The sequence below is a fragment of the Marinimicrobium koreense genome (assembly GCF_003762925.1).
Taxonomy (GTDB): Bacteria; Pseudomonadota; Gammaproteobacteria; order Pseudomonadales; family Cellvibrionaceae; genus Marinimicrobium; species Marinimicrobium koreense.
The window spans coordinates 858,758-879,238 of the sequence record NZ_RJUK01000001.1; the positions used below are offsets into that span (position 1 = coordinate 858,758).

Consider the following 20,481-nt stretch of genomic DNA (forward strand, 5'->3'; position numbering starts at 1 on the left):
CGATGCGATCCAGCATACCGCCTGAGGGAAGCGGCGCAAATATCCACCGCGTTAAGATTTGTCGTCAAACCCGCGCAGAGCGGGGCGTTTTGCTCGGCTTTATGCTAGGGTATGCTTCCCGGTGCGGGCGCTGTGGCGCCGTCGAGGGCCAGTCCTCCGCACCCTGGTACCAGAATTACGGAAACCGCAGTATGAACGATCAGTACGACCGCCGGAACGCCGCCTGGCGCGCCGCCCAACAATGGCGAGAAAAGGCCCAGTCCAGCTCTCGGTGGCGAGGCCCCAAGCTATTTCTGGCCTGGGTGGTGTTTGGCCTTCTGATGCTTATTGGCCTGGTCATAGCGCTGGTATTTTTGCTGGTGGGCTGGCTGGCCATGCCGCTGCTGCGCCGGCGCTTTCGCAAGCGCACCGAACAGATGCGCGCCCAGGCTGAGCAGGCCGCCCGGCGAGCTGGTGGCCATGGTCCCGGCTCCGGCAACCGGGGCAATGTGATCGAGGGTGACTATTCCGTTGATAAATCCTCCTCCGAGAGCGACCGCCATGATCGCTCATAGCGCCAAGGGGCTGGTCATCGCCCTGGTACTCGGCGTGCTGTCTGGCTGCGCGCTGTTCCAGCCGGATGTGAGCCGCAACGCCTGGCCCGAAGATATACCGCCCCGCTCGGATTTTGAGGCACTGTACGCGGCGGATGAGCGCAATCAGGCGGTCCAGTCCCGGGAGGAGTATCTGGTCTGGATTACCCGCTTCTATGAAGGCTGGAAGCTCTATCCGCAGGGCTGGAGCGACCTGGTGCCGGACATTCTGGCCGAAGTGGAGGATCCGGACGAGCGCGCCGAGCTCGAAGCGGAGCTGTACGAGGCCGGGCGTTTCATCGCCAGTGAATGGTCGAAGGACGCCGAGACCCGCAAGGTGCGTACCCGGCAGTTGTCCATCTGGGGCAATGCCATGCGCGAAGCGGTCACCCGGGGAGAAACCCGGGAAATGATCGAGCAGATCGCGCGCGACGTCGATCGACTCAAGGCCCAGCGCCTGACCTATTCCGATATCACCCCGGGGCGCTACTACGCCGAAGATGAGGATGATGTATTCCGCTAAGGGGTGACTTGGGTGCCACCCCGGCCTGTCAGGCAGGCTGGGTGGCGCTGTCCAGTTCCGCCAGAACCTGATTCACATAGCTCTGCAAGACCTCTGGCGACTGCTCCAGTAGATTATCAATATCCCGGGTGCCCGGTTTGGCGTGATCCTTCTCCGCAACGTACTGCCGTGCCGCCGCTTCCAGCACCTGACTGAACACGACCGGCTGCTCAAAATAGGCCTCGGGATTCGCCTCGCAGTAATGAGTGAAGGCCGACAGTGCTTCCACCACCGCCGTTTTGTAGTAGGCCGGATGCAACTGCTGGGTCAGGCGGTCAATCAACTGGGCAAAACTTTCCTCACCCGAAGTCATGGAACTGCGCACCAGCTCGCACTCCAGCGTTGACTCCTCACTGTCCCGGTCGCCGAACTCCAGGGTGACGGCGTGGGCCAGACTCTGCCAGATGGCCCTGAGAAAATCATTGTCCAGCCGTGTCACCAGACCGCGTGCCAGGCGCCATTCAAACCAGTCCGCGTCCAGCGCATGGAACTGCTCGGCGGCGCTGCGCGGCAGGGCACCGGGCTCGGGTTTGCTTAACTGGACTTCCTCGGTGAAAATCCGCCGCTGGTAGGTCAGTATGTCAATCAGCCGCTGCGTCACGGTCGACGGCGGCAGCACGCCCAACTCGTCCAGGGAACAGTAGTCATCGCTGATTCGCCCCTGGCGCAGGCACAGTTGCATGAAGTTGTGCAGATGAATGGAGCGCAGCCCGTCAAACAGCTCCGGACGCGTGCGCACCAGGGTGCCGATCTGGGCGAGCATTTCCTGGGCCAGGGTCCGCTCTACCGGGTCCTTGTAGGTCCGGGATACCCCCTCCATCAGCTCGTCATTACTGAGGTGGGCGCTGACTATAAATTCGCGTTTTTTGTCTCCCAATACCACCAGTAGGTGGCGCATAGCGAGCACCGATAGACTACCGGCGAGATCGCTGTGAAAACGATTCAGTGCCGCGAAACAGTAGCGGGCCATCAGCCATTGATTCAGCTCCCGTGTTCGCCGGTAGAGCATTTCCAGCCACTGCTGCAAAGTCACCGGCTCGCCATCATGCTGGCCGACCAGGGCGTCCAGGTCACGCTTGTGAAGAAAACCGGCGAGCTGCTTTTGCAGCTCGATTTCCGGTAGCTGGGTCAGAGAATCCCATATGGTCTGGGCTTCCGGCGCAAGGTCGTCCCACTGATCCAGGCAGCGCGAGCAATCGCGAGGTGCCAGGGGTTCCAACTCAACATCCCGAATACTCAGGGCATTCACGCGAGAAGCGCGATAGGCCAGATTGGCCGAGGCATAGCCGACATGGTCATGCTCGGTGCGCAACTGCAGGGAGCGAATCGCTTCGAACAGCGACTCGATCTGAGGCATCTGACACAGTTCGTGGGTCATCAATAAGGTGAAAACGGCGACTTCCTGATTGATCCAGTGCTTGCGAATATGCTCGATTTCCTGGGCGAGGCTTTCGCTGAACCACTGAGCATCGTACAGGCGGTAATCTTCCTCTTCGCTTTGCAGCCAGGAGAGTGTCAAATAGACCTTGCCGTTGATCTGATAGGTCTGGGAGCTGGCCAGGCTCTGCAGGCGTCGGGCTGGACGCCCTGTCAACTTCAGTGCCGGGTTGGCGCCAACCTGGCCATAGGCCTTGACCAGCTCGGGGGCGGGCAGGGCAATCAGTGGCTGAATTTCCTGGAGCGTTTCGGCGATCACCCCGTGCTCAGAGAGAATGCCTTTGGTCACTTCGTTATCGGTCAGCACCACCAAGGCGATGTTCGACTTGATGAACTTGGTGGCTCGCCGACGCAGTGACAGTGGGTCCAGATGATCCGGCTCCAGCAGCCCTTCGTGCATGATCAGGCCGGTCCAATACAGGCTCTGGGCCCAGACCAGCGGTACATTGTCGTTGGCCACCCGCTCTTGGGAACCGGGCTGTTTCTTTTCCGCCGCGACCCGATCGTCCGGCAGATAGTACAGCTCGGGTAACAGTCCGATGCCATCCACGTTTACCATCAGGGATTCCAGCCTGTCCCGATAGTGTTGCGCGGTGGATTCATTGCCGTCGAACAGCGCCTGAATGTACAGATAGGTGAAAAACAGCGGCCACTCGGACTCAACATGCTCAAAGTTCGCCAGTTCCGAGTGCTCGTAGTACAGGCGTGAAGTTTCCTCCAGCACAGTCTGGTGACCATCCCAGATAAACCGCTTGCAGCCGTAGTGGCCACCGAGTTTACCCAGAATTTCATCCCGGGTCCGGGTGACCAGTTTTTCCCGGCTGACCGCAAAGGCGGGAAAGCCGATGATGCTCAGCAGCGCGCTGTCCACCTCTTTGGAAACCGACTCTCTGGGCAACAGAGACGCCAGCGTGGTGCGCGCCAGGGAAATGGCATCGGCCACCACATGAATGGTGGCCCGTTTGGGCCCGGTGGGACCAAACAGGTTGAAACCGTCCAGCGCCTGGAGCGCGGCCTTTGCCATACCCACCGAGCTGGCGTTGATTTCGGTTTTGCCATTGTTGATTTTGTTGCCGCGCTCCCAGATACCGTAATCCGGGGTGCGGTAGGCGCTGGAGATGTAGTACACCAGGTTCTGAACAAAATCCACTTCGCTGAAGGTGGTGACAATCCGCAGGCCCGAGGCGGTCATCTGGGCGAGCATCAGCAGGTACAGTGAGGTGGCATCAATCTGTAAGTGACCCCAGGCGTCATCGGCCACCACCGTCAGGCCACTGGCGGTATCGTATTTGGCGTGCAATGCATCCAACGGGTCGAGGGACGACTTGAAGGTTTCGACCTTGTCCGACTGACGCATCATGGATTGCAGCAGTCCGCGCATCAGCTTGATGGTCGCCTGTTCGAGTTGGTCGCTACGGTCCCGGTCACCGGCGTGGCGCAGGGCCATACCCAGGGCCCAGACACAGACAACGGAGTAGACATTATCCCGCACCCAGGCGTCCGTGTAGTCTCCGTGATGGTTTACACTGGTGCTGGCCGGCAGCAGCCCGGTGACCGGGTGTTGCCGGCTGAGGATCACCGTATCGATATCCTGAAACAGCTGGTTCAATACTGACTTGTTTTTCATAGGGTTGCTTTACACCGCGTTGAGCAGGCAAGGGGAGCATGCTGTCATTATATGAGTAGAACTGAACCGTTGATATGACAATTTTTCATCCCCGGGCCTAATTGACACGCACCGGGTAAACACAGCATATTCCGTGCCCAAGCCGCTCCGACCCGATCCGGGGCAGGAGTTTCACTGAGGTATCCGTGACACTGAATTTTACACCCGCACCGCTGGACGATCCGCTCTACTACCTGCGTAACTTCGAGTGGGTACTCGGCTGGGTGCGACAGCGCTACGGCGACCTGCTGCCGCCGGCCGAACTGGCCTTTATCGACCAGGCCCTGGCGCTGCCCGAGGCCAGTCGTGGCCTGCTGGTGCGCATGGTGATGCGCAAAGGGGACCTGTTCCGGCCGGAAACGCTCGAGTACCCGGAGCTTGAACCCTTCTCCAAGGCGTCCGCCCCACTGCAGCAGTTGGGATGGCTGGTTGAGGACCCGCAGATCAGCCTGGAAACCTTATTCCGGTTGTTCACCTGGTCTTCGTTGAAAACCGTATTTATAAACCGGTTGGAGGCCCATGGTATACCGCCAACGGCCCGCAAGAGTGAAGCCCTGGACAGACTCAGGGGCGAGCTGGAGCCAGAGGATTTAGAGCCGAGACTGGCGTCGAGCTGGGGCTTGGCGCCACAGGCCCTGGTGCAATTGACGGTCATGCCCCAATGCGATCGATTGCGCTGGCTGTTTTTCGGCAACGGCTACCAGGGCTGGTCCGAGTTTGTCCTGACCGAGCTGGGTCTGTACCAGTACGAACCCGTGACCTTTGATGAGCGCTCCCGTCCGGTGCATAAGCGCACCGAGTTAGAGACCTTCTGGCAACTGCTCGAATGCCGCCAGCAGTGGCACGAGGATGAGTCGCCGGAAGCGGTTCTCGAACAGTTGCCGCCGGAACCAGAGGAGCAACCCTGGCTGGCCCGCCACTATCACCGCCTGTTGTTCAAAATGGCGCGCCACTGGGAGCGCACCGGAGAATTGGAACGGGCCCGGGACAGCTACCAGCGCTCGTCCTATCCCGGTGCCCGCGGTCGACTACTCCGGGTGCTGGAACGCCTGGGGTACCATGAAACCGCCTTCGAGTTGGCCCAGGCGGCACAGCAGGCGCCCGAAAGCGAGGCCGAGCGGCAACAACTGGAACGGCTGCTGCCGCGACTGAAACGCACCCTGACCGGAGAGCGTCAGCGCCGGACAGCGCCGCCCGAAGTGCCCGAGCTCCATTTGATCCTGCCCCAGGACCCATCGGTGGAGCGCGCCGTGGCGGCATACCTGAGTACCCCGGAAACGCCGGTGTACTACGCTGAAAATACGCTACTGACCGGCCTGTTCGGTCTGCTGATGTGGGATGCCATCTTCGAGCCCTTACCGGGGGCGTTCTTCCATCCATTTCAGCGGGGGCCGGCGGATCTTTACTGGCCGGATTTTGTCGAGCGCCGCGCGGACCGTTTCGACGCCTTGATGGCACAGCTGACCACCGGCGCGTACCGACAGACCATTCTCGACAACTTTGAGCGCAAGGCCGGACGACAGTCCCCCTTTGTCGCCTGGGGCGCCCTCGACCAAGAGCAGCTGACCCAGGCCCTGGAGTGCATTCCCGCCAAACACCTGGCTCTGTGTTTTCAGCGTTTCCTGCAGGACCTCAAAGCCAACTGCGCCGGCCTGCCGGACCTGATCCAGTTCTGGCCCGATGAGCGTCGCTATCACCTGCTTGAAGTCAAAGGCCCCGGGGATCGCCTGCAGGACAATCAGAAGCGTTGGCTGGCGTTTTTCAGGCAACACCAGATGCCCGTGTCCGTCTGTTATGTCCGCTGGAGTGAGTCGGCGGATGACTGATACCACCTATACGGTTTCCGTCCGCGCCCTGTGCGAATTCACCGCTAAACGCGGCGACCTGGACATGCGCTTTACCCCGTCCCCCAGTGCCCGAGAGGGAATGGAAGGTCACCTCTGGGTGACGCGTCGACGCCCGGACCACTACCGGGCAGAGGTGACCCTCAAAGGCGAATACCAAAACCTGACGGTGCGGGGCAGGGCGGACGGCTATGACCCCGAGCAAGGCCGCCTGGAGGAAATCAAAACCTTTCGCGGTAATCTCAATCTGATTCCCGACAATCACCGGGCGCTGCACTGGGCGCAAGCCAAAGTCTACGGCGCTCTGTTGTGCGCAGCCCAGGGGCTCGAGTCGGTGGAATTGGCCCTGGTGTATTTCGATATTGTTCGGCAGGAGGAACACCATCTGACCGAACACTGGTCGGCGGAGGATCTGAAGGCCGAATTTGAGGCTCAATGCGACGCGTTCATCCTCTGGGCCGAGCAGGAGCTCGCACACCGGGAGCGGCGCAACCTGTCCGCCGAAGAACTTCAGTTTCCCTACCACGATTTTCGGTCCGGCCAGCGGCCCCTCGCCGAAGCGGTTTATCAGTCCGCCGCCACCGGTCGCTGCCTGCTGGCGGAGGCGCCGACGGGCACCGGGAAAACCCTGGGGACGCTATTCCCCCTGATCAAAGCGTTGTCGACGCAGTCACTGGATAAAGTCTTTTTCCTCACGGCGAAAACCCCGGGCCGTCAGTTGGCTCTGGACGCCTTACAGACGCTGGACCTGCCGGAGCTGAGAACGCTCGAACTGGTCGCGCGGGAGAAAACCTGCGAGCACCCGGATAAAGCCTGCCACGGCGACTCCTGCCCACTGGCCAAGGGGTTTTACGATCGTCTGCCCGAAGCGCGGCAGGCCGCCGCCCGGGAGCGCTGCCTGGATCAGGCTCGCGTGCGGGATATTGCCCTGGCCCACGATCTGTGTCCCTATTATTTAAGTCAGGAAATGGCTCGCTGGAGCGATGTCATCATTGGCGACTACAACTATTACTTCGATCAGAGCGCCATGCTTTACGCCCTGACGCAGACCCACCAATGGCGCACCGCACTGCTGGTGGACGAAGCCCACAATCTGATCGAGCGCGCCCGAAGCATGTACTCCGCGGCGCTGGACCAACACCGGTTTCGGCGCACCAAAAAACAGGCCCCCAAGGCCTTGAAGTCCCGACTGGAGTCGCTCCATCGCAGTTGGAATGAATTCAATCGCGCCTTGCCGGAGGAGCAGGATCTGGTGTTGCAGACGGAACCGCCGGAGCCGCTGATCGGTCAACTGCAATTGACCGCGGCGGCGATAACCGATTATCTGGCCGAGCACCCCTTTGCCCTCGACAGCGAGCTGATGCAATTTTATTTCGACGCGCTGCAGTTTCTGCGCATCGCCGAGCTGTTTGATCAGCGCGACTTTCTGTGTGATATCGAGTGGCGCCCACCGCCAAGCGGGAAGGGTGGCAAGCGCAAGGGCACCGTGATCCAGCTACGCAACCTGATTCCCGCCGCGCAACTGAAACCACGCTTTGAGGGCGCACACAGTGCCACCCTGTTTTCGGCCACCCTCAACCCCGCTGGTTATTACTGCGACCTGTTGGGACTGCCCGACACGGTCGTGGCCATGACCATGCCATCGCCCTTCAACGCCGAACAGGTCACCGTCCATACGCATCGCAACCTGTCCACACGTTACCATGATCGAGCCCGGTCCATTGCGCCCATCGCACACCTGATTGCCGAACAGTACGAGCAGCAGCCCGGTAATTACCTGGCTTTTTTCAGCAGCTACGACTATCTGCAACAGGTGCACGAACACCTGCGAGATCATCACCCCGAGGTGCCCACCTGGGCGCAGGAACGAAAGATGAACGAAGCCGCTCGCGCGGACTTTCTTGCCGCGTTCAACGAGCGCAGCAGCGGCGTCGGCTTTGCGGTCCTGGGTGGCGCCTTTGGCGAAGGTATCGACCTGCCCGGAAAACGCTTGATCGGCGCCTTTGTTGCGACGCTCGGCTTACCCCAAATGAACCCGATCAATAACGAACTCAAGCAGCGCCTGGAAGAACAATTTGGCCAGGGTTACGATTATGCCTACCTCTATCCCGGCCTGCGCAAGGTGGTCCAGGCCGCCGGCCGGGTGATCCGGGGAGAGGATGACACGGGAGTGATACACCTGATCGACGACCGTTTCGCCCAGCCCAGGATTCGCCGTTTGTTACCCGAGTGGTGGGCGCTGGAACGCTAAAGGCGAGCTTGTCGGATTACGCCTGCGGCTAATCCGACCTACGAGAAAGATTCCAGTGGCATCAAGTAGGTCGGATTAGCGAAGCGTAATCCGACAACCCCCTCCATTCGTGACCGCCATCACACATTAACTCAAACGATTGGCAATATCCGCTCAGTTTGGCACAATTCCCGGCGCCAAAGAATTTCGTAGGAGTACCTTCGTGCCCATAAGGACCGTGTTCCGCCGCCTCGCATCGCGTCTTTCAAACCCGCTGACCCCCGGCGAACTTCGCCACGGTAGCTTCTGGTTCAGCCAGTTCCTGATGATCGGGGCCACCGTGCTGGGTGTTTATCTCGCCTCATCCGAAGGGATGAAAGTCGCCATTCAGTTCAATGAACTGACCCGTCTGGAGCGCAATTACTACCTGCGCCAATCACTTGCCAATGAACTGGAAGCGAATGCCCGTCTGGTGCAGGCGTACGCGGAGAGTCTTGATGGCGGAATTCAATCTCATAGTTTCTTTGAACAGAATCCGTTGACGCTTGATCAGTACGTCTGGACCGTTATGGGTGAGTCCGAAACCACGCTTGAAACCCCCAGTATTTACCTCAGTAGCACTCAGCGGTTCTATCGGGAAGTGCCGTCGATCTATCACCGCCTGAGCAACCGAATGATCGGTGCCCAATACGGTGCGGAGCAGTTACGCGAAGCCGCACAACCGATTCTTGACGATACCATCCCGGGCCTTCGGGATAGTGCCTCGACCCTGAAACAACACCTTCAACAAGCCGGAATGGACGTCCACTAATGCCCTCTACACTGCATCGCTGCCCCAACTGTTTTCACCAGACCCTACTGGAATCCCGCGTCGGCCGTCAGGCGGTCATGCAGTGCGATGGCTGTCTCGGTGTATGGTTTGAAGATGGGGCGCTGAATCAGGCGATCGCCCACAAACACGACAACATCAGCGTTTACGACCACGAACAGAGTCTCGGAAAGCGAATCGGGGTAGGGGGGCGATTGTGTCGTCGCTGCGATGTCAACATGGAACGCTTTTACATGCTGGAGCAGTACGAAGTGGAGGTTGACTGCTGCCCGGACTGTGACGGCGTATGGCTGGACCAGCCGGAGGTCGAGCTGGCCTTGAAATCGCCCCAGCTGAACAGTGCCTTGGCGACCCTGTCGAAACAGCTGACCTGGCGCTCCATGGTGTTTCAGTTTCTCACCGGCATGCCGGTGGAATACAACCTCAAACCTCACCGCACGCCCTGGGTAACCTACGCCATGATGGCGATCTGCATCTCGCTGTTTGTCGCCGGCCAACTGAACGGCCAGTGGGAAAACACGCTTTACCTCTATCTCGGGCTACACTCCGATGCACCCACTCAGTGGCAGGTCGGTCAGTTGCTCTCCCACCAGTTTATGCACGGTAGCTGGTTACACTTGGCGGGCAATATGTATTTCCTCTGGGTGGTGGGCGACAATATCGAGGATGTACTGGGGCACTGGCGCTACCTGGGCGTCTACCTGGGAGCCGGCGTTCTCGCTGCGTTGGCCGAACTGGTCTTTTTCGACAACGCCCAAGGGCCGCTATTGTTGGTAGGGGCCAGTGGTGCCATTGCCGCGCTGTTTGGCCTGTATATGATGTGGTTCAGGCGCGCCAGCCTGACGGTGATGATTCTGGTCCTGCAGTTTAAAGTCGCGCCCCACTGGTATTTTCTGGTATGGAGCTTGACCAATATTGTCGGGATGATCATGGGCGAGAGCAATGTCGCCTACATGGCGCACCTGGGTGGTTTCCTGGCGGGCATTCTGGTGGGGTGGCTGCTATACCCTTGGGTCCTCCGTAACAATCCGCTGCTGAACTGGCTCAGCCAACCAGAGGTGAAGTTGCGGCGCACAAAATACATCAGCTGACCGTCACCGGGGCACGGGGAGCTCAAACCTTGCATTATGATGATAAATGTGCCATTTTGGCCGCATGATTGCCGGAGTCCGCGACGATCGGCGTTAATCACACCCATTATTAAAATAACGTATGACGCAAGGCACCCACACATCAAAGGGGCTACTCCGCCGGGCTGGCACAGGGTTCGGCGTGGAGATTGTGGTTCTGATATTCGCACTCATCAGTGTTGGCCTCATGGCCTGGCAGCACTGGGGGATGAATCTGGTCATGCCCATTGCCTCGGAGAACGGTAATCCAGGCTGGGTGGAGGATGATCGCTCCGAGAACGGCAACTCCATCGTTCACTACCAGCAGAATGATGCCTACCACATGCAGTGCGAAATACGCACCGCCATTACCTATCCGTTCTGCAATCTGTTTACCGCCCTAAACCCCGAAGACCAAAGCGTGGATCTCACGCAGTACACCACCTTGCATCTGGATCTGTCACATCAGTCGTCGACCCGCGACAGTCTGCGCATTTACCTCAATCACTTTTTTGCGCCCGACGACCAGGTCTGGTTTCCCTACAAGAGCAATCAGCAGGTGATCAACCCGCGCGAGGGCAGGCACTCTTACACACTGAAGCTGGACGAATTCTACGTTCCCCCCTGGTGGGTGTACGCCAGCGATCTACCCGCTGAACAGACCACACCGCAACTGACCAACGTCCGTCATCTGGTGCTCTCCACGGGTGACAGCTCGATCCCCCGGAAAGTCAGCCTCATCCTCCATCACGCCGAGTTGAGAGGAAAGTGGATTTCCGCCAATGCCCTGTATCGAGGCCTGATCTGGGCCTGGATGCTGTTGGCGTTACTGTATTTTTCCTATCGTGCGGTTCGTTACAGCCATGAAGCCAAAGCGAAACACGCTGAAACGGAACAGCTCCGGGCGGTCAATCGACTGCTCGACCTGAAAAGCAAACGGTTTGAAGACCTGGCGACCCATGACACCCTGACCGGGCTATACAACCGCGCGGGCCTTCGCCCGCACCTCCAGGAAGCGGTGGCAGACTACAAGAAAACGCAGCTACCTTTCTCCGTGCTGATGATTGATCTGGACCACTTCAAGGCGATCAATGACAGCTATGGTCACGACGAAGGCGACCGGATTCTGAAAGCCTTCGCTCAACTGATCAGTGAGCGCTGCCGACACAGCGACATTCCCGCCCGGTGGGGTGGGGAAGAGTTTGTGGTGGTCTGCAAAGGCTCATCCGCCAAGGCCGCAAAAGTGCTTGCCGACGATCTGTGCCGAACCGCCCGGGAGGCTGAGCTGGGCAAAGGTTATGTGGTGACCTGTTCCATTGGTGTGTCAGAAGTCAGCGGCACAGGCATCAGCGCATTGTTCAAACGAGCGGATACAGCTCTGTACCAGGCCAAAAATAGCGGGCGGGACCAGGTCGCCGTTGCCTGACGATAGGGCGCTTGTACGGGTCGGATTCGTTCGGTATAACGGAGCCCTTCTATTTTTGAGTCGCTGAGCCCCCTATGAGTAACCCGCCCCCCACGAATGACGCCACAGCAATCCCGCTTGAACAATCCCGAGTGGCACTGGTAACCGGTGCTGCTCAGGGAATCGGCAGAGGTATAGCCCAGTCGCTTCTCCAGCGAAACTGGCGTGTCGTGCTTTTCGATATCGACGAGGCCGCCGGACAGCAGTGTCTGGACCAGTTGCCTGAGGGCAGGGCAGCGACGTTTATTGCCGGTGATGTGGCCAACGAGGCCGATGTCCGCCGCTGCATCGAGCATACCCTGGAGTGGGGCGGCCGACTGGACGCACTGGTCAATAACGCCGGCCTGGCCGATCCGCATTCCGGCCCCCTGGAAACGCTCGCACTTGAAGACTGGCAGCGCCGCCTCGACGTCAACCTGACCGGCCCTTTTCTAATGGCTAAACACGCCGTTCAGGCCCTGCGGGCCTCTGAAGGGGCCATCATCAACATCGCTTCAACCCGCGCCTGGCAATCAGAGCCACAGTGTGAATCCTACGCGGCGAGCAAAGGCGGCATAGTGGCGTTGACCCACGCCCTGGCCATGAGCCTCGGGCCGCAGGTCAGAGTCAACAGCATCAGCCCCGGCTGGATAGACGTCCGCGCTCTACAGGCCGATGCACCAGATGACCTGAAACCTCTCCCGCCCAGCGCCCACGCGCAACACCCGGCCGGTCGCGTAGGCAAGGCGGAAGATATCGGCTCGCTGCTGGCTTACCTGGCTTCACCAGAGGCAACCTTCATCACGGGGCAGGATTTTATCGTGGACGGCGGCATGACCCGGAAAATGATCTATGAGTGACCACCCTCCGGATCAGCCCATTCAGGAGTATTCAGCCGAATCGCCATGAAGGGCATCGCTCAGTGTCCGATGAATGCGGAAAACACCCGCCACAGGCTCCACGTTGGCTCGCACCAGGGTTTTCATTGGCTGAAAGTGCACTTGGGCCAATAGAAGCTGGGCACCTGAGGATTGGCAGTGTGCGATCAGTTTGGTCAAGGCCGAGACGCCACCGGCATCGAGCAGGCTGACCTGATCCATATCCAGAACAATGGTTTTGCCGTCTTCGCAGTAGTGGGTAAGCTCCCCGAAAATTCGATCGGCGGCGGCAAAAAACAAGGGGCCGGTAACTTTGAACACGCGGGCATTGAGCGCCGGGTTGTCGCCAGGCTCGTTGGACGTATCGGTTATCTCGATCAAGCGCGTCAACTCGGCCATTTGTTTCATAAACAGAAGGGCGGCAAGCACAATACCGGCCGTAATGGCGATCACCATATCGAACAGCACCGTGAGGACAAAGCAGCAAAGGAACACCCAACGGTCACTGGCCTGAGACGTTCTGAGCATGTGCAGGCTTTTTCGCGCTTCGCTCATATTCCAGGCCACCATCACCAGCAACGCCGCCATTCCGGCCATCGGCAAGTAGCCCAGCAATGGGGCGAATGCTACCAGCCCCAACACGACCACCAGGGCGTGTATTGCCGCCGCCACCGGAGACTGGGCGCCGGCTTTGAAGTTGGCCGCAGACCTCGCAATCGCTGCGGTCGCAGTAATGCCACCAAAAAAGGGCACCACCACATTACCGATACCCTGACCGAGTAGCTCGCTGTTGGCGCTGTGGCGCTTGCCGCTCATTCCATCCAGCACCACCGCGCACAACAACGATTCAATGGCCCCAAGCATGGCAATGGCAAAAGCCGCGGGCAGCAGGTCGCGAAACAGATCCCAACTGAGCGTCAAGGGGGCCCCATCGGCGCCCGGTTGATTCCACGGCCATTCGAAGCTCGGCAGAATAGGCGGGATACCCTGACCTACACCGCCGTCAGCCAGGGGATAACTGAACCTTGAATCAATGGTCTCGACCGGAAAGCCGGTTTTATTGAACACCAGAGCCACCAACGCCCCAAGAACCACCGCTGGCAAATGAGCTGGAACCGCGATTTTAAGCCGCGGCCATAGGACCATGACGCTCAGAGTCACCACCGCAACGATCACACTGGGCCACTGGGCGAGACCAACCGACTGAGCGAGCCATTGGATCTTGTCAACATAGTGTTCCGGCATGGACGCCAGGGGTAAACCGAGAAAATCTTTGACCTGCAGGGTGGCGATGACCACCGCAATCCCACCGGTGAAGCCGAGCGTGACCGGCTCAGGAATGTATTCAATCAACCGCCCCAAGCGAAACAGCGCCATGACGATCAGCATGCCCCCGGCCGTGAATCCGGCCAGAAGCAGCCCTCCAAGTCCGTATTGCTGAGTAATCGGGTAGAGAATAACCACAAACGCCGCAGTCGGGCCCGACACACTGAAGCGCGAGCCACCCGTCAACGCGATAATGAAACCCGCAATGGCCGCGGTGTACAGCCCATACTGGGGTGGCACACCGCTGGCAATGGCCAGCGCCATCGCCAACGGAATCGCGATTATGCCCACCGTCAAACCCGCCAGCAGGTCTCCCTTAAAGCGCACTCGAGTATACGGGGTGTTCAAGCAACTCTCGCGGAAGGCGTGACCAAGGCGCAAGGAAAACAGGTGAGCTCTGTGTGGCACGATCGGGGCTCCTCGGCGTGGACGTAGATGACCCGTACAGGGTGCCACCGATATTACCATAACATTATAATGTTGTTATAATTGGGTATTATTCGGCCACCGCCAAGCTCAGTAGAACCCAGGTGGCGCATCCCGGCCCTGACCCCACAAGCCATTACAACCGCAAGAGACAAGGCTATGGAACAAAAAACCGCCCGTTTGACAGTGCTGATCGACCCCACCAAGAAGAAAGCCTTTGAAGAGCTGTGCGCCACCCAGGACGTCACGCCGTCACAAGTCGTGCGCAAAATGATCCGGGACTACCTGGAACAGCACGGCGTCAGCTATGCCAACCAGCCGCAACACCCCTCTAGCGAGGCGTAAAGACCGCCCGCTGCAACACCCACCCCTTGATGAGACAATGCCCGAATGAGCCAACTTCCCGATTGCCCCGCCTGCGGATCAACCTACACCTATCAGGACCAGCACCTGCTGGTTTGCCCCGAATGCGCCCATGAGTGGGACGCCGCGAACCTGTCTCCGGAAGAACAAGATGGCCTGACCGTCCTGGACGCCAACGGCAACCGCCTGCAGGACGGCGACCGTGCCACCATGGCCAAAGACATCAAAGTCAAAGGCTCGTCTCTCGTGCTCAAGGTGGGCACCAAAGTGAAGATCAACCGCCTGGTGGATGGCGATCACAATATCGACTGCAAAGTGGATGGGGTAGGGGCGATGATGCTCAAGTCCGAATTGGTCAAGAAAGTACAGTAAGGAACATGCAATGAAACCGGTGCAACACCCGATTTGCCCCTGCGGCAGGCAAACGACCTACGAGGAGTGCTGCGGCCAGTACCACACCGGAGCGCCGGCGCCCACGCCGGAGGCGCTGATGCGCTCCCGGTTCAGTGCCTTTGTGCAGAACAAGACCGATTACCTGATGGCCACCTGGCACCCGTCAACACGCCCCGAGCACCTGGACTTGAGCGATAGCCCGGATTGGGTGGGGTTATCGGTGCTGGCCAGCGACACCAACGAAGACCGGGGCCGCGTCCACTTCAGAGCGTACTACCGTACAGGTGGTCAGTGGCGCTTCCTCGAAGAGCATTCCGAGTTCGTGCGAGAATCAGGGAGCTGGTTCTATGTCAACGGAGAGATTCGTGACGAAAGTTTCAAGCCAGGGCGTAATGATGCTTGCCTGTGTGGTAGTGGGCGGAAGTTCAAGCGGTGTTGTGGTTGAGGGGAGCCTGCGGAGTTTGGGTGGTTGCGGGACTCGGGCGAGTCTCCCATTGCAGAAGATGCAGCCAAAGTCCTTTCTTCAAGGTTCGAGGAATACGGTATAAATCAAATAACACATTGATAAATATAACTTTTTTAGGTTTGATTGTTGCCTGAAAATGTCGTATATTTGTGGGCGATGATATCGTTTATAGTCAGGATGCAGGCTGTGCCACTTAAGTCACTGAAAAGCAAGGTGAAATACAGAATCAGTAGAAGCTCCGGGACTGTGTTTACCCCCGGGGATTTCTTTGATCTGTCTGGTCGTGACCAGGTCGGTCGCGCCCTACGGCAACTGGTTGCTGAACAAGAGTTGATCAGGTTCGGGCAGGGGCTCTATGCCAAGGCAAAGCGCTCGTCATTAACCGGGAAGTTAATACCCGAAAAACCGCTGCCCGAATTGGCCAGAGAAGCGCTGAGCAACAAGCTTAAGGTACAAGTGCTATCCGCCCGCGACCTGGAGCGTTACAACAACGGCGAGTCCACCCAGGTGCCGACAGGTCGGGTCATTGCAGTGAAAGGACGAGTGTCAAGAAAAATGGCCTACGATGGCAAGTCCATTAAGTATCAGTATGTCTCTTGATCAGGCTATCGTTGGAGAGATAGCCGCAGAGCTCGGTATAAATCCTGCCTTTGTCGAAAAGGACTGGTATTCCGTCCAGGCGCTGAAGCTCATTAGTCAGCACCATAGCGAAGATATTACAACCATTTTTTCTGGTGGCACCAGCCTCTCCAAGGGGCATAGATTGATTCAGCGCTTTTCAGAAGACTTGGATTTTCGATGTCGTTACAATGCGGCCAACTCCGGCAATAAAAGCAAACTCATTCGAAGGACTTACCGAGAGAGCATCATTGATCAGCTTTCCAATGCCAGTTCGCTCGCTTTGTCAGAGGATGCGGTAACCCGTGCCGGAAACTACTTCAAGTTTCCCCTGACATACCCTCAAGCCTATGAGGAACACTCAGCATTGCGTCCAAACCTGGAAGTCGAATTCAGTTTCACTCAACCACAGCTTGAGCCGCAAACAAAGCCCATCCAGTCGTTAATGGCGCAATTTACCGGAGGAGAGCCAGAAGCGTATATCTTATGTCTGTCGCCTATAGAGATTGCTGCCGATAAGCTCAGCGCGCTGACGTGGCGTGTTCTCAAGAGAGATCGAATGAGCAGTAAAGATGACCCTACCATTATTCGCCATCTGCACGATTTGTGTGCGCTAATTCCAGCAATCAATGCAAATTTTTCTGTATTCGAAGAGGCTGCGCGCGCTTCATTCGAAGTTGATCAGAAATCGACATCCCGGCAGACAAGCGAAGGATTCCATGGGTCAGTAGCCAGAGCACTTGACACGCTCATGAGAGATGGCACCTATAAAGCGGAATACAGACAATTCGTTGATGCAATGTCTTACGCGAATGACGAAGACAATATTGACTTTGATAGGGCATTGAAAGGCTTTAAAAATTTAACCGAGCAGCTACGATAAAGCGCACTACCAGGGAAAGCGGTAATGGCAAGTTCGAGGCTCGTAAAAAGGCAAGTGACTACGTGTTATCCAATACAAAAGCTGAGAACTAATGTCTGAAGATCCCCTGAAAGCACTGTCTGATATGGCCAGCGATGCCCACGCACGCATCCAGGCCACTCATGAGCACATCAATCCGGTGGTGGGAGTGCGCCGCAAAATGCGGGACGCCGGCATTCCAGCCGACGTGATGACGATTGACTGCCTGCGGACGCGTCGGCGTATTAACTTGATCCTGCACGACGAGCAGCCGGGCGTCTTACTGTACCAATTCATCACGATTGAAGACGAAGTCAAGGACGACTTTCAGAGTATGGCGTTTTCGCAGGTCAATACACAGACGCTCTATGAATGGATGGAGACGTATTTTGCGTGAGGGCCAGCCCACCGACTAAGTCGCCGGCCCCCTCGCGATTCTCAGAGCGGGCATTGGAAACCTCAATGGTGGTGGGACCAAAAGTCACTTTTCCAGGTGTTTCTTAAAGAAGTCGATGGTGCGCGACCAGGCCAACTCCGCCGCCTCTTTGTCATAGCGGGGCGTGGAGTCGTTGTGAAAGCCATGGTTGGCGCCCTCATAGGTGAAAATCTCGTAGTTGACTCCGTGTTCTTCCAGCGCTTTTTCATACTCCGAATACTGACTGTTAATACGTTGATCCAGCTCTCCCAGATGGATTTGCAGAGGGGCCTGAATGTTTTTCACGGTGTCCAGATCGGCTGGCGATCCGTAGTAAGGGACCGCCGCCTGAATCAGGTCGAAATGCTCGGCGGCCAGACGGTTGGCGACGCTGCCACCAAAGCAGAAGCCCACTACACCCAGCTTACCATTGCTGTTTTCCACCGCTCGGGCGTGCTCCGCCGCGGCCACCAGGTCGGCAAACACCTTCTCACCATCCAGCCCCGCCTGTAGCGCACGGCCCTCGTCATCGTTGCCCGGGTACCCACCCACCGGATGAAGCGCATCCGGAGCAAAGGCGATAAACCCTGCCTTGGCCAGTCGTCGTGCCACATCTTTGATGTAGGGATTGAGTCCCCGATTCTCGTGCACCACCAGGACCACAGGAGCGGGCCCTGTGAGCTCACTGGGATACACCAGATACCCTCGGCCCTCACCGTGCCCCTTGGGGGAATTGAAAGTTTGATAGCTCGGCCGGATATCCGGATCATTGAACGAAACCTGCTCCGCCAGCGCATAGTTGGGCAGCAGGGCGCTCATCAGGGTAGTGGCGGTATAGCCGCCCACGGCCACTCCGGTCAGACCACGCAGAAACTGGCGTCGATTGATCGCGCCGTGAGCGTACTGATCGTAAAGCTCGAACGCCTGGGGAGGGATATCGGTTGTGCGGTTGCGCTGACTCATCGGGACTGCCTTATGAATTGTATGGTTCATTACAAGCCAACTAAGGCCTGCCAATGGTTGTGAGTGGGGACCTGCTCCAGTCGGCAACTACAGCCGTTGGCGTGTTGGGGCGCAGACGTGCCGCCTTTTGCTGTATCTGCGACAAAAACCCCGGTCGCAGCCGAGATCCGTTAAGACGCAACGCGAGGGATTCATAGTGACTAAGTAGGCGGCGTAGTTGTGATCAATCATAGTGAAACCCTGGTTTTTAGGAGGGGATGTTCCCTCCGTCCTGAAGACCCTTTCCCCGGCATTCTCCCCTAAGGTTCTGGCCGGAGTACTGGTTCAGTATCTCTTTTCTATGACGAAACTCAAGCCCATTACTTATCTTAACCTGTTGGTTTTAAAGCTGTTTATTATACGCGCTAGTAATTTGAGTTGATTTTTCCTAAGTTGAATGTCTTCCATTTCAACTAGTTAGAGACAAGGCGGTGGACATCATGTTTAAGCTTCCGACCGTTTCATAGAGTATAAGAATTAACATATAGCTATATTATTCTGAATAAGTATACACCTGTATCTACGGAACCGCCCCGGCAGACATGAATTCAACGGTCGTCCAAGTGAGACGTTTGGCGCCTAATATCGAGCCTAACGACTTTCACCGGCGCAGATGAGTGCATCACGCCAAGCGAAGAATTTTCCCAGTATTATTTTCTGCACCAATCAATAGGCATGCATTGATTAATAACTTAAAGGTGTGACGCACTTCACATTGGTGACGTGTAATGCTACAACCTGTCACTAAAGATTTGATTTGAGAGGTTTTGTACGCGAGGCGGGATGTCCAACGCAGTCTGCGGTCGCTCCTCGCGCTCAGCACGGTGTTTCTATGTGCCACGTAACACCTGTTGGTCGTTCGGAGCATCAATATAGAGCCGTAAAGCGTAAGCGCCTCCTAGCGCCAAACGAAGTCGAAGACATTGAGGGCGAAATTAGTGACAGGTAGCATTTTTTCATCGATAGACAAAGTCGAGCAAGCCGAGTCGCTCGCTGGAATGGGCGGGCCGAATTCAAGGATGGCATACAGCAATAGAGTCGCTTGGCAGATGGCGTGCTATTCTGAGTTGGCTTACCTTAAGTTTGATGAACCTAAAATCGATGAGAGGGTATTGGCCAAACTTGAAGAGCTTTTCAAAGGGCGTATAAAACATAAAAAGCTGCAGAAGGTACTTCCAGCATTGGAGCTTTTGTCGCATGACCCGGTTGAACAACAAGAGAGGCTGTTGTCTGACTTGAGGGTTCTCAATATATCTCTGGTGAAAACGTTTAGCACTGGAAACACTCAAGCAATTTTGTTGGTATCCGAGAAGTACGCCGTCCTTGCTTTTAGGGGAACGGAAGCGACGTGCATTGGCGATATAAAATCAGACGTGTCAGCAAGCACCATTGACTGTATCACCGAAGGAAAGGTTCATTCCGGTTTCAGCGAAGCATTTAATCTAGTTGAGAGCGAAGTAGTCTCGGCATTGAAAGATCCTGGACTTCGGAACAAGCCATTGTATTTCACTGGCCACAGTTTAGGCGGTGCATTGGCAACTATTGCCGCAAAACGAATTACACATAAGGGAGGAAACGCAGCATGCTATACTTTTGGTGCTCCCAGGGTAGGGGATGATACGTGGATATCCGAGATAAAAACACCGATTTACCGTTTAGTCAACGCGGCTGATGGCGTGACGATGATGCCCCCTGGGCATGCTTTTATACAGACCTTGAGTTGGGTTTTGAGGTTGATTCCCGCCGTGGGAATATCCGCTTCAAGTTGGATACTGTCGAGATTCAGCGGATATATTCACGGGGGAAATATGCGATACCTCACAAACTGCCGAAAAGGAAATTATAAGAAGGTGAAGCTGCTTTACACCGTGAACATCTTTTATCGAGCTAAAGGCATGATTGTTAACAAGATGCCATGGATGAACGTCTTGGCAGATCACAGTATATCTACTTATCGAGAGAAGCTCGCAACTATTGCCGTGATGAGAAATCGTCATTAG

General features: G+C 57.1%; 18 protein-coding genes. 15 read left to right on the forward strand and 3 right to left on the reverse strand.

The window, feature by feature from the left end:
• The first annotated feature begins 191 nt into the window (after nucleotides 1-191).
• Nucleotides 192-554, forward strand: a complete 363-nt coding sequence (locus EDC38_RS03690) for an FxsA family protein (protein WP_123637362.1) — start codon at nucleotides 192-194, stop codon at nucleotides 552-554.
• A complete protein-coding gene (locus EDC38_RS03695; RefSeq protein WP_123637363.1) occupies nucleotides 541-1,095 on the forward strand; it encodes a hypothetical protein in 555 nt (184 codons plus the stop codon). Before EDC38_RS03690 ends, EDC38_RS03695 begins: the two co-directional genes overlap by 14 nt.
• Before the next feature lie 28 nt (nucleotides 1,096-1,123).
• Here the strand turns inward: EDC38_RS03695 and EDC38_RS03700 are convergent, their stop codons facing one another.
• Nucleotides 1,124-4,198, reverse strand: coding sequence for a phosphorylase b kinase regulatory subunit alpha/beta (locus EDC38_RS03700; protein ID WP_123637364.1), 3,075 nt, complete (start codon nucleotides 4,196-4,198; stop codon nucleotides 1,124-1,126).
• A gap of 185 nt (nucleotides 4,199-4,383) precedes the next feature.
• Between EDC38_RS03700 and EDC38_RS03705 the strand changes: the two genes are divergently transcribed.
• From EDC38_RS03705 to EDC38_RS03730, 6 genes are all read left to right on the forward strand, one after another.
• Nucleotides 4,384-6,063 carry a VRR-NUC domain-containing protein gene (locus tag EDC38_RS03705; RefSeq protein WP_211331037.1) on the forward strand — a complete coding sequence of 560 codons (1,680 nt, stop codon included), beginning with the start codon at nucleotides 4,384-4,386 and terminating at the stop codon, nucleotides 6,061-6,063.
• Nucleotides 6,056-8,332, forward strand: coding sequence for an ATP-dependent DNA helicase (locus EDC38_RS03710; protein ID WP_123637365.1), 2,277 nt, complete (start codon nucleotides 6,056-6,058; stop codon nucleotides 8,330-8,332). Before EDC38_RS03705 ends, EDC38_RS03710 begins: the two co-directional genes overlap by 8 nt.
• Before the next feature lie 202 nt (nucleotides 8,333-8,534).
• A complete protein-coding gene (locus EDC38_RS03715) occupies nucleotides 8,535-9,122 on the forward strand; it encodes a hypothetical protein (protein WP_123637366.1) in 588 nt (195 codons plus the stop codon).
• Complete coding sequence (locus EDC38_RS03720; RefSeq protein WP_123637367.1) at nucleotides 9,122-10,231, forward strand: rhomboid family intramembrane serine protease; 1,110 nt, start codon at nucleotides 9,122-9,124, stop codon at nucleotides 10,229-10,231. The genes EDC38_RS03715 and EDC38_RS03720 overlap by 1 nt, the downstream gene beginning before the upstream one ends.
• A 190-nt stretch (nucleotides 10,232-10,421) precedes the next feature.
• Nucleotides 10,422-11,675, forward strand: a complete 1,254-nt coding sequence (locus EDC38_RS03725) for a GGDEF domain-containing protein (RefSeq protein WP_170162843.1) — start codon at nucleotides 10,422-10,424, stop codon at nucleotides 11,673-11,675.
• A 74-nt stretch (nucleotides 11,676-11,749) separates the two neighbouring features.
• On the forward strand, nucleotides 11,750-12,553 hold the full coding sequence (locus EDC38_RS03730; RefSeq protein WP_123637369.1) for a glucose 1-dehydrogenase: 804 nt from the start codon (nucleotides 11,750-11,752) through the stop codon (nucleotides 12,551-12,553).
• A 21-nt stretch (nucleotides 12,554-12,574) separates the two neighbouring features.
• Here the strand turns inward: EDC38_RS03730 and dauA are convergent, their stop codons facing one another.
• Nucleotides 12,575-14,365 carry a C4-dicarboxylic acid transporter DauA gene (dauA, locus tag EDC38_RS03735; RefSeq protein ID WP_281273501.1) on the reverse strand — a complete coding sequence of 597 codons (1,791 nt, stop codon included), beginning with the start codon at nucleotides 14,363-14,365 and terminating at the stop codon, nucleotides 12,575-12,577.
• Nucleotides 14,366-14,482: 117 nt separating this feature from the next.
• Between dauA and EDC38_RS03740 the strand changes: the two genes are divergently transcribed.
• The 6 genes from EDC38_RS03740 (at nucleotide 14,483) to EDC38_RS03765 (ending at nucleotide 17,461) form a co-directional block, all read left to right on the forward strand.
• Nucleotides 14,483-14,668: a ribbon-helix-helix protein, CopG family gene (locus EDC38_RS03740; RefSeq protein WP_123637371.1), complete on the forward strand. Its 186-nt coding sequence runs from the start codon at nucleotides 14,483-14,485 to the stop codon at nucleotides 14,666-14,668.
• Between the two features lie 45 nt (nucleotides 14,669-14,713).
• The gene (locus EDC38_RS03745; protein WP_123637372.1) at nucleotides 14,714-15,058 is read left to right on the forward strand and encodes a zinc ribbon domain-containing protein YjdM; all 345 of its coding nucleotides are present in this window, start codon (nucleotides 14,714-14,716) and stop codon (nucleotides 15,056-15,058) included.
• 10 nt (nucleotides 15,059-15,068) lie between these two features.
• Nucleotides 15,069-15,524, forward strand: coding sequence for a YchJ family protein (locus tag EDC38_RS03750; RefSeq protein ID WP_246004327.1), 456 nt, complete (start codon nucleotides 15,069-15,071; stop codon nucleotides 15,522-15,524).
• A 207-nt stretch (nucleotides 15,525-15,731) separates the two neighbouring features.
• Entirely contained in the window at nucleotides 15,732-16,145 is a 414-nt protein-coding gene (locus EDC38_RS03755; protein ID WP_170162844.1) for a DUF6088 family protein, read from the forward strand.
• Nucleotides 16,135-17,046 (forward strand): nucleotidyl transferase AbiEii/AbiGii toxin family protein, encoded by a 912-nt coding sequence (locus EDC38_RS03760; protein WP_123637373.1) that lies wholly within the window; start codon nucleotides 16,135-16,137, stop codon nucleotides 17,044-17,046. The genes EDC38_RS03755 and EDC38_RS03760 overlap by 11 nt, the downstream gene beginning before the upstream one ends.
• A gap of 91 nt (nucleotides 17,047-17,137) precedes the next feature.
• Complete coding sequence (locus EDC38_RS03765; RefSeq protein ID WP_123637374.1) at nucleotides 17,138-17,461, forward strand: hypothetical protein; 324 nt, start codon at nucleotides 17,138-17,140, stop codon at nucleotides 17,459-17,461.
• Nucleotides 17,462-17,545: 84 nt separating this feature from the next.
• Here the strand turns inward: EDC38_RS03765 and EDC38_RS03770 are convergent, their stop codons facing one another.
• Nucleotides 17,546-18,442 carry a dienelactone hydrolase family protein gene (locus tag EDC38_RS03770; protein ID WP_123637375.1) on the reverse strand — a complete coding sequence of 299 codons (897 nt, stop codon included), beginning with the start codon at nucleotides 18,440-18,442 and terminating at the stop codon, nucleotides 17,546-17,548.
• 977 nt (nucleotides 18,443-19,419) lie between these two features.
• Here EDC38_RS03770 and EDC38_RS03775 point away from each other — a divergent pair.
• Entirely contained in the window at nucleotides 19,420-20,481 is a 1,062-nt protein-coding gene (locus EDC38_RS03775) for a lipase family protein (RefSeq protein WP_211331038.1), read from the forward strand.